Genomic DNA, 9,009 nt, shown 5'->3' with positions numbered 1-9,009 from the left:
CGATCCGTGGGAAGGCATTGCCGCGAAGTATCCGGTCCAGGCCCGCTTCAAGGGCCGCGTGACGAACATCACCGACTACGGCGCGTTCGTTGAGCTCGAGCCGGGCATCGAAGGCCTGATCCACGTTTCCGAAATGTCGTGGACCAAGAAGAACGTCCATCCCGGCAAGATCGTCTCCACCTCGCAGGAAGTCGAAGTGCAGGTGCTGGAAGTCGATCCGGTCAAGCGCCGCATCTCGCTCGGCCTCAAGCAGACCATGCGCAACCCGTGGGAGGTCTTCGTCGAAGGTCACCCGACCGGTTCGACCGTCGAGGGCGAAGTCAAGAACAAGACCGAGTTCGGTCTGTTCCTGGGTCTCGACGGCGAAGTGGACGGCATGGTCCATCTCTCCGACCTCGACTGGAAGCAGCCGGGTGAGCAGGTCATCGACAATTTCAAGAAGGGCGACATGGTCAAGGCCATCGTCCTCGATGTGGATGTCGAGAAGGAGCGTATCTCGCTCGGCGTCAAGCAGCTCGAAGGCGACCCCTTCGCCGAGCCGGGCGACGTCAAGAAGGGCGCTGTCGTCACTTGCGTAGTGCTCGAAGTCAAGGAATCCGGCATCGACGTTCAGATCGTCGATACCGACTTCTCGACCTTCATCAAGCGCTCCGAGCTCGCGCGTGAGCGCGGCGATCAGCGCGCCGAACGTTTCGCCGTCGGCGAAAAGGTCGACGCCCGGGTGATCCAGTTCGACAAGAAGGCCCGCAAGGTCCAGGTGTCGATCAAGGCACTCGAAGTCGCCGAAGAGAAGGAAGCCATCGAGCAGTACGGGTCTTCGAACTCGGGTGCGACGCTGGGCGACATTCTCGGCACCGCGCTTAAACAGCGTACCGACAAGTAAGCTTCGGCTTTCTCGTCAATCCAATTGGGGCCCCGGTGCAAACCGGGGCCCTTTTTGTTGGCCAGATCCAGGCTCGTCCCCGTCATTGCGAGGAGCGGAAGCGACGCGGCAATCCAGTAGACCACAAGCGAAGAACTGGATTTCTTCGTCGCAAGGGCTCCTCGCAATGACGGGGACGGGGTCTGAGCCAACGTTTTCAGCCGGATTGGGGGAGGCGACCTTGTTTTCTTCATATTGCGTCGCAATTGATGTAATTCAGTGACCCGAAGGTAAGCTTGCGTCCGCAAATACCATGCGCTGCCTTCCATTCACGACCAGAGCCGTCCGGGAGATTTTCGATGTCGCTTGATTCCGATGTGATCGTCGATCGCCGCAGGATTCGCCGCAAGCTAACCTTCTGGCGCGTCACCGCCGCATTGGTGGCGATCGCGGCCGTGGTCGCCGTCGGCGTCATCGCGACCCGGTCGAGCAACTCAGCGCTGGCATCGTCCGGCAGCATCGCCCGCATCAAGATCGAGGGGCTGATCCGCAGCGACAACGACCGCATCGAGGCGCTGGAGCGGCTGGAGAAGTCATCTGCTGCGGCGGTCGTCGTACATATCAATTCGCCGGGTGGCACCACCGCCGGCTCCGAGCAGCTTTATGACGCCTTGATGCGGCTGAAGGCCAGGAAGCCGATGGTCGTGGTGGTCGAGGGGCTGGCCGCGTCTGGCGGTTACATCGCGGCGATCGCCTCGGATCATATTGTCGCGCAGCAGAGCTCTCTGGTTGGTTCGATCGGCGTGCTGTTCCAGTTTCCCAATTTCAGCGGCTTGATGAAGACCGTGGGCGTGCAGGTCGAGGAAGTGAAGTCCTCGCCGCTGAAGGCTGCACCGAACGGCTTCGAGCCGACCAGCGAGGCCGCCCGCGCGGCGCTGGATTCGCTGGTAAAGGATTCCTATGCCTGGTTTCGCGAGCTGGTGCAGACCCGCCGCGGTATGGACGCCGCGTTGCTGGAGAAGGTTGCCGATGGCCGCGTCTTCACCGGACGTCAGGCGATCGATCTCAAGCTGATCGATCAGCTCGGCGACGAGAAGACCGCGGTGGCGTGGCTGGTGGCGGAGAAGAAGGTCAAGAGCGACCTGCCGGTGCGCGATTTCAAGTTGGCGCCAAAGTTCGGCGACCTCACCTTCCTGCGTGCTGCGGCGTCCGTCGCGCTCGATGCTGTGGGCCTCAACACCATGGCGCAGCAGCTTGGCGTCGGTCAGGCGCTGGAGCAGTTCAGTCTGGACGGCATGCTGGCGCTGTGGCGGCCGGCCGGGACCAACTGAAGCATGATGCCCATCGCAGATTGCTGTTTTTGCATTGCGGTGATGGGCGTCATCGGTGTTTCGGGCTTTGATCAGGCATTTTCTAAGCGCCTCGAAGTCATTTAGCGTCTTGACAGCTCAAGGCTTTTTCACGGAAATGCACCTTCCCGTACAGAGTCCTGCATCTCGATGATCAAATCCGAACTCGTTCAGCGCATAGCCGAGCACAACCCGCATCTGTACCAGCGGGATGTGGAAAACATCGTCAACGCGATTCTTGATGAGATCGTAGCGGCGCTGGCGCGCGGCGACCGGGTCGAATTGCGCGGCTTCGGGGCGTTTTCGGTCAAGCACCGACCGGCCCGCGCGGGCCGCAATCCGCGCACCGGCGCGCATGTGCCGGTGGACCAGAAGAGCGTGCCGTTTTTCAAGACCGGCAAGGAAATGCGCGAGCGACTGAATAAAGACGCCGGGGCTCCCGAAGCCAGCGCGTGAAGCCGGTCGCATCGTCCTTACGCGAGAGACCTTGATGCGCAAATTTTTCTCGGCCCTGATCCTGACCCCCGTCGCGATCGTTTTTATCGTGTTCGCGGTCGCCAACCGTCACTTCGTGATGGTGTCGTTCGACCCGTTCAACTCCGCCAATCCATCGGTCGGAGTCAGCATGCCGCTGTTCGTGGTCATCATTCTGGCGGCGATCTTCGGCGTCATGGCCGGCGGTTTGGCGACCTGGCTCCGGCAGGGCCACTGGCGTCGCGCCGCTCGCCTGCACGAGGCCGATGCACGGCACGCCCGTACCGAACTGGCCGACTTCCGCGTGCAGGTGGCCTCGGCCTCCCGTCAGGCGCCGCAGCGGCTGCCATCCCCCGCCCCGGCAAGCCTGGGCTATGGGGCCTCGGAGCGAGACAAGACCGGCGCGACGTTGTAGAACCCGGCCATTCGCATCCGCCTTGTGTTTCCGTCCCTGCCAGCGGTCATTTGAACCATGTCCCTGATCGTTAAAATCTGTGGCCTATCGACCCCCGCGACGCTTGACGCGGCGCTGGCGGCTGGCGCGGATATGGTCGGCTTCGTGTTTTTCCCGGCCTCGCCGCGTCATGTCGATCTCGATACCGCGCGCGTGCTGGGCAAGCAGGCCAAGGGCCGTGCCGTCAAGGTCGCGCTGTCGGTCGATGCCGATGATGCGCTGCTCGCCAACAGCATCGACGCACTGCAGCCGCAGATCCTGCAATTGCACGGCGGGGAAAGCGTGGCGCGGATCCGCGACATCAAGCACAAGTTCGGCCTGCCGGTGATGAAGGCGATCGCGGTGGGAAGCAAAGCCGATCTCGCAACCTTGCCCGGCTACGCTGCGATCTGCGATCGTATCCTGTTCGACGCCAAGCCGCCCAAGGATGCGACACGTCCGGGCGGGCTCGGCGAGCCGTTCGACTGGCGTCTGCTGGAGGGCCTCGATCTTGCGCTGCCCTTCATGGTGTCCGGCGGCCTCGATGCCGGCAATGTTGCCGAGGCGCTGCGCGTGACAGGCGCGGGCGGCGTCGATATTTCTTCCGGCGTCGAAAGCGCGCCCGGTATCAAGGATCCCGAAATGATCCGCGACTTCATTCGCGCCGCGCGCGCCACCCAAGAATTGACCGCCTCATGAATCCAGCTCTGCCCAACTCCTATCGTTCCGGCCCCGACGACTCCGGGCATTTCGGCATTTTCGGTGGACGCTTCGTTGCCGAAACCCTGATGCCGCTGATCCTCGATCTGCAGAAGGCCTATGAGGACGCCAAGGCCGATCCGGCCTTCCAGATCGAGATGGACGGCTATCTCAAGGACTATGTCGGCCGTCCCTCGCCGCTGTATTTCGCGCAGCGTCTGACCGAGCATCTCGGCGGCGCCAAGATCTATCTGAAGCGCGAGGAGCTGAACCATACCGGCTCGCACAAGGTCAACAACGTGCTCGGCCAGATCATGGTCGCGCGCCGTATGGGCAAGAAGCGCATCATCGCCGAGACCGGCGCGGGCCAGCACGGCGTGGCGACGGCGACGTTGTGCGCGCGCTTCGGGTTGGAATGCATCGTGTTCATGGGCGCGGTCGATGTCGAGCGCCAGCAGCCCAACGTGATCCGCATGGAAATGCTCGGCGCCAAGGTGGTGCCGGTGCAGGCCGGCGCGCGCACGCTGAAGGACGCGATGAATGAAGCGATGCGCGACTGGGTTACCAATGTCAGCGATACCTTCTATTGCATCGGCACCGTCGCAGGTCCGCATCCCTATCCGATGATGGTACGCGATTTCCAGTCGATCATCGGCACCGAGACCAAGGCGCAGATGCAGGAGATCGAAGGTCGTCTGCCGGATTCGCTGATCGCCTGCATCGGCGGCGGCTCCAATGCGATGGGGCTGTTTCATCCCTTCCTCGATGATCCCAGCGTGAAGATCTTCGGCGTCGAAGCCGCTGGCCACGGCCTGACGCAGCTGCATGCCGCCTCGATCGCCGGCGGCCGCCCGGGCGTGCTGCATGGCAACCGCACCTATCTCTTGATGGATGAGGATGGCCAGATTCAGGAAGGCCATTCGATCTCCGCCGGCCTCGATTATCCCGGCATCGGCCCCGAACATTCCTGGCTGCACGAAGCCGGCCGCGTTACCTATCTCTCCGCGACGGATGACGAGGCGCTGGCCGCGTTCCAGCTGCTGTCGAAGCTTGAAGGCATCATCCCGGCGCTGGAGCCGGCGCACGCCATTGCCAAGGTGCTGGAGCTCGCGCCGACGCTGCCGAAGGATCACCTGATGGTGGTGAATCTGTCCGGCCGCGGCGACAAGGACATCCCGCAGGTCGCGGATATTTTGCGGGGAGCAAAGTAATGACCACCCGCATCGATACTCGTTTTGCCACGCTGAAGGCCGAGGGCCGTGCGGCTTTCGTGACGTTCCTGATGGCCGGCGATCCCGATCTCGTCACCTCGCTCGAAATCATCAAGGCGCTGCCGCAGGCCGGCGCCGATATCATCGAGATAGGCATGCCGTTCACCGATCCGATGGCCGATGGCCCCGCGATCCAGGCGGCCGGGATTCGTGCGCTGAAGGCCGGCACCACCTTGCGCAAGACGCTGGCGATGGTCCGCGACTTCCGCGCCGGCGATAACGTCACGCCGATCGTGCTGATGGGCTACTACAATCCGGTCTACATCTACGGCGTCGACAAGTTTCTGCTCGATGCCAAGGCGGCCGGCGTCGATGGCCTGATCATCGTCGATCTGCCGCCGGAAGAAGACGCCGAACTGTGCCTGCCGGCGATGAAGGCGGGGCTGAACTTCATCCGGCTGGCGACGCCGACTACCGACGACAAGCGGCTGCCGGCCGTGCTCGCGAACACTTCGGGATTCGTCTATTACGTCTCGATCACCGGTATCACCGGTTCGGGCAGCGCGAATTCCTCCGCGGTCGGCGAAGCCGTCGCGCGCATCAAGCGCCATACCAGTCTTCCGGTCTGCGTCGGCTTCGGCATCCGCACCCCGCAGGCGGCCCATGACATCGCTGTGCATGCCAACGGCGCGGTGGTCGGCTCGGTGCTGGTCGATGCGCTCCGGGCCACGCTGGATACCGACGGCCGTGCTACTGGCACGACCGTCAGTGCGGTCACCGATCTGGTAGCTGCGCTTGCCCAGGGCGTGCGCGGAGCAAAGCAGGCCGCAGAATAAGCCACAATTTGGCGACATAGACCCCCACGGCGGTTGCCGGGCCCGGCCCGCGCCGCCATATCGAGATCAGAGCGACGCCAACTTTCAGCGACGCGGAGAACAATATGAACTGGCTTACTAACGTCGTCCGGCCGAAGATTCGCAGCATCCTGCGCCGCGAGACCCCGGAGAACCTGTGGATCAAGTGCCCCGATACTGGGCAACTCGTGTTCTACAAGGACGTCGAGCAGAACCAGTTCGTCATTCCCGGCTCGAACTATCACATGCGCATGGGCGCGGTAGCGCGTCTCAAGTCGGTGTTCGACAACGAGACCTGGTTCGACGTCGCGGTGCCCGACGTCATGGCCGACCCGCTGAAATTCCGCGATGAGCGCAAATATGTCGATCGCATTAAGGATGCGCGCGCCAAGACCAGCATGAATGACTCCGTGAAGGTCGGCTACGGCAAGATCGAAGGTGCCGGCGCCGTCGTCGCCGTGCAGGACTTTGATTTCATGGGCGGCTCGCTCGGCATGGCCGCCGGCGAAGCTTTGGTGCGTGCGTTTGAAATCGCCGTCGAGAAGAAGACCCCGTGCATCGTGTTCGCGGCCTCCGGCGGCGCGCGCATGCAGGAAGGCATTTTGTCGCTGATGCAGTTGCCGCGCTCGACCGTCGGCGTGCAGATGCTGCGTGACGCCAAGCTGCCCTACATCGTGGTGCTGACCAATCCGACCACCGGCGGCGTCACCGCCTCCTATGCGATGCTCGGCGACGTACAGATCGCCGAACCCGGCGCGCTGATCGGCTTTGCCGGCGCGCGCGTGATTGAGCAGACGATTCGCGAGAAGCTGCCCGAGGGTTTCCAACGCGCGGAATACCTGAAAGAGCACGGCATGATCGACATGGTCGTGCATCGCCACGACCTGAAGCCTACTTTGGCCCGACTGTGCCGCATCCTGACCAAATCGCCGGCGATCGAAACTGCGCCGCGCACGATGCCGATCGATATGCCCGCCATCGCGATCAGCCCGGAAACGGTGCCGGCTGCGCACGCGTGACCATGCCAGCCGCGTCACCGTCGCAGCTTCGCGATATCCTGACGCGGCTGTCGGCGCTGCACCCGCGCGCCATCGACCTCTCGCTCGACCGCATGCAGCGGCTGCTGGCGCAACTGGGCAATCCCGAAGCGACACTGCCGCCGGTGATCCATGTCGCCGGCACCAACGGCAAGGGCTCGACCATCGCGTATCTGCGCGCGATCTGTGAAGCCGCCGGGCTGCGCGTCCATGTCTACACGTCGCCGCATCTCGTGCGTCTCAATGAGACGATTCGCCTGAGTGGCACGCTGGTCGGTGACGACGAGTTGCTGGCGACGCTCGAACATGTCGAGCGCGTCAATGCCGGCGAGCCGATCACGCTGTTCGAGGTCGAAACGGCGGCTGCGTTCACGCTGTTCGCGAAACATCCCGCCGATGTCGTGCTGCTGGAAGTCGGCCTCGGCGGCCGGCTCGACGCCACCAATGTGATCGAGAAGCCCGCGGCTTGCGTGCTGACGCCGGTTGGCATCGACCACACCGATTTTCTTGGCGACACGCTGTTGAAGATTGCCGCCGAGAAGGCCGGCATCATCAAGCGCCGGGCGCCGGTGATCTCCGCCGAGCAATCGCCGGAAGCCACCGCGGTGATCGAGCAGACGGCGCGCAAGCTGCACGCGGCCACGCATTTCGCCGGGCAGGAATGGCATGTCGGCGTCGAGCACGGCCGGCTGGTGTATCAGGACGATCGCGGGTTGATGGATCTCGCCGCGCCGCGTCTGTTTGGCCGGCATCAGTTCGGTAATGCCGGGCTGGCGATCGCGACCTTGCGCGCGATCAATCTGTTTCGTATCGATGTCGCCGCTTACGAGACCGGCGTGGCGCGCGCCGAATGGCCGGCACGGATGCAGCGGCTGTCGTCCGGCAAGCTCGTCGAGATCGCGCCGAAGGAGTCGGAGATCTGGCTCGACGGTGGCCACAATGCCGATGGCGGTCGTGTCGTCGCCGCAGCACTCGGCGACCTCGAGGAACGGGTGTCGCGGCCGCTCGTGGTGATCGCCGGCATGATGGCCAACAAGGATGCGATCGGCTTCCTCGCCAATTTTGCAGGCCTGACCCGCCATATCATCGCAGTTCAGATCCCCGATCGCATGGGTGCCATGACGCCGGAAGCTCTCGCCGATGCCGCGCGGCAACTCGGTATGCGCGTCGAGATTTCCGCGAGCGTTTCAGCCGCGCTGGAATCGCTGACGCGGCTTGCCTACGAAGTGCCGCCGCGTATCCTGATCACCGGCTCCCTGTACCTCGCCGGCCATGTTCTTTCCGAAAATGGCACGCCGCCTGCATAGAATTCTCTTTCCCCGACGGGAAATGGGACAGGAGTTTCGATGCGCTTTGCTGCCATTGCCGATGTTCACGGCAACTACCTCGCGCTGGAAGCCGTGCTAGCCGATATCAGCGCGCAGGGAATCGCCGATATCGTCAATCTCGGCGATATGGCCAGCGGACCGCTCGATGCGCGGCGGACCATCGAGATCATGATGGGCATGGACGCCCCTTGCGTTCGCGGCAATCACGATCGCTACCTCACCGACTACAGGCTTGAGGACATGTGGCCGTCCGACCGCTTCTCGCATGGCCAGTTGGAGGCGAAGCATCTCGACTGGCTGCGGGCGTTGCCGCCCAGCATCGTGTATCGCGAGCGCGTCTATCTCTGTCACGCGACGCCTGCCGACGACAACACTTACTGGCTGGAAGCGGTGACATCAGACGGCGTGGTGCATATGGCGGCGATCGAGACGATCGAGGAACAGGCCAAGGGCATTTCGCAGTCGTTGATCCTGTGCGCGCACTCGCATATTCCGCGCACCGTGCGGCTTCGCGACGGCAGGATGATCGTGAATCCCGGCAGCGTCGGCTGTCCCGGCTATCGCGATGTCGCGCCGTTCCCGCATGCGGTGGAAACAGGGACGCCGGATGCCTGCTACGCGATTCTCGATGACAGCGGTGGCCACTGGCAGGTGACGTATCGTCAGGTGCCGTACGATCACGCCGCCATGGCCGTACTGGCTCGGCAGAACGGCCGGCCCGAATGGGCCAGCGCGCTCGCCACGGGGTGGCTTCAGTAGGAC

Annotated in this window: 10 protein-coding genes; all 10 read left to right on the top strand. The window is 63.4% G+C overall.

Annotated features, from left to right (window positions below):
* Window positions 1-883: S1 RNA-binding domain-containing protein (locus JWQ24_RS20370; protein ID WP_299811970.1), on the top strand; the 883-nt coding region annotated here is incomplete at its 5' end.
* A 338-nt stretch (window positions 884-1,221) separates the two neighbouring features.
* Window positions 1,222-2,193 carry a signal peptide peptidase SppA gene (sppA, locus tag JWQ24_RS20365; RefSeq protein ID WP_299811968.1) on the top strand — a complete coding sequence of 324 codons (972 nt, stop codon included), beginning with the start codon at window positions 1,222-1,224 and terminating at the stop codon, window positions 2,191-2,193.
* Between the two features lie 168 nt (window positions 2,194-2,361).
* On the top strand, window positions 2,362-2,667 hold the full coding sequence (locus JWQ24_RS20360; protein ID WP_299811966.1) for an integration host factor subunit beta: 306 nt from the start codon (window positions 2,362-2,364) through the stop codon (window positions 2,665-2,667).
* 34 nt (window positions 2,668-2,701) lie between these two features.
* Complete coding sequence (locus JWQ24_RS20355; RefSeq protein ID WP_299811965.1) at window positions 2,702-3,100, top strand: LapA family protein; 399 nt, start codon at window positions 2,702-2,704, stop codon at window positions 3,098-3,100.
* A 57-nt stretch (window positions 3,101-3,157) separates the two neighbouring features.
* Window positions 3,158-3,817 (top strand): phosphoribosylanthranilate isomerase, encoded by a 660-nt coding sequence (locus JWQ24_RS20350; protein WP_299811964.1) that lies wholly within the window; start codon window positions 3,158-3,160, stop codon window positions 3,815-3,817.
* Window positions 3,814-5,028, top strand: coding sequence for a tryptophan synthase subunit beta (trpB, locus tag JWQ24_RS20345; protein ID WP_299811963.1), 1,215 nt, complete (start codon window positions 3,814-3,816; stop codon window positions 5,026-5,028). The genes JWQ24_RS20350 and trpB overlap by 4 nt, the downstream gene beginning before the upstream one ends.
* Window positions 5,028-5,864 carry a tryptophan synthase subunit alpha gene (trpA, locus tag JWQ24_RS20340; RefSeq protein WP_299811962.1) on the top strand — a complete coding sequence of 279 codons (837 nt, stop codon included), beginning with the start codon at window positions 5,028-5,030 and terminating at the stop codon, window positions 5,862-5,864. Before trpB ends, trpA begins: the two co-directional genes overlap by 1 nt.
* Before the next feature lie 104 nt (window positions 5,865-5,968).
* Window positions 5,969-6,901, top strand: a complete 933-nt coding sequence (gene accD, locus JWQ24_RS20335; protein WP_299811961.1) for an acetyl-CoA carboxylase, carboxyltransferase subunit beta — start codon at window positions 5,969-5,971, stop codon at window positions 6,899-6,901.
* A complete protein-coding gene (locus JWQ24_RS20330) occupies window positions 6,898-8,226 on the top strand; it encodes a folylpolyglutamate synthase/dihydrofolate synthase family protein (protein WP_299811959.1) in 1,329 nt (442 codons plus the stop codon). Before accD ends, JWQ24_RS20330 begins: the two co-directional genes overlap by 4 nt.
* A gap of 39 nt (window positions 8,227-8,265) precedes the next feature.
* On the top strand, window positions 8,266-9,006 hold the full coding sequence (locus JWQ24_RS20325) for a metallophosphoesterase family protein (RefSeq protein ID WP_299811957.1): 741 nt from the start codon (window positions 8,266-8,268) through the stop codon (window positions 9,004-9,006).
* The last annotated feature ends 3 nt before the right edge of the window (window positions 9,007-9,009 follow it).

It is taken from the genome of Tardiphaga sp. (assembly GCF_028290495.1).
GTDB lineage: Bacteria > Pseudomonadota > Alphaproteobacteria > Rhizobiales > Xanthobacteraceae > Tardiphaga.
The sequence above is the reverse complement of the archived record's forward strand: the minus strand, read 5'-3'. Positions and strand labels throughout refer to the sequence as shown.